The 265-nt window shown below is 63.4% G+C and carries 1 protein-coding gene; it reads left to right on the top strand.

Going from position 1 to position 265, the window contains the following annotated elements; translation table 11 throughout:
* Positions 1–265, top strand: a 265-nt coding sequence (locus ACL9RM_RS26730; RefSeq protein WP_414126726.1) for a phosphopantetheine-binding protein, incomplete at both ends; no start/stop codon positions are given.

Below are 265 nucleotides of genomic sequence, written 5' to 3'. Positions count from 1 at the left end.
TCGAGCTGGAGCGCCTGCCTCTGACGCCGAACGGGAAAATCGACCGGAAGGCGCTGCCGGCGCCGGAAGGGGGAGCAGGCGGAGGCAGCGAATACGTGGCGCCGCGCACCGAACTTGAGGCGAAGCTGGCCGCCATTTGGCAGGATGTGCTTGTTCGGGAGAAGGCGGTAGGCGTAACGGACAACTTTTTCGACCTCGGCGGACACTCCCTGCGGGCGACGACGCTTGTCAGCAAAATGCATAAGGAGCTAGGCGTTGAATTCCC

The organism is Paenibacillus sp. S29 (assembly GCF_049319765.1).
Classification (GTDB): domain Bacteria; phylum Bacillota; class Bacilli; order Paenibacillales; family Paenibacillaceae; genus Paenibacillus; species Paenibacillus polymyxa_B.
The sequence above is the reverse complement of the archived record's forward strand: the minus strand, read 5'-3'. Positions and strand labels throughout refer to the sequence as shown.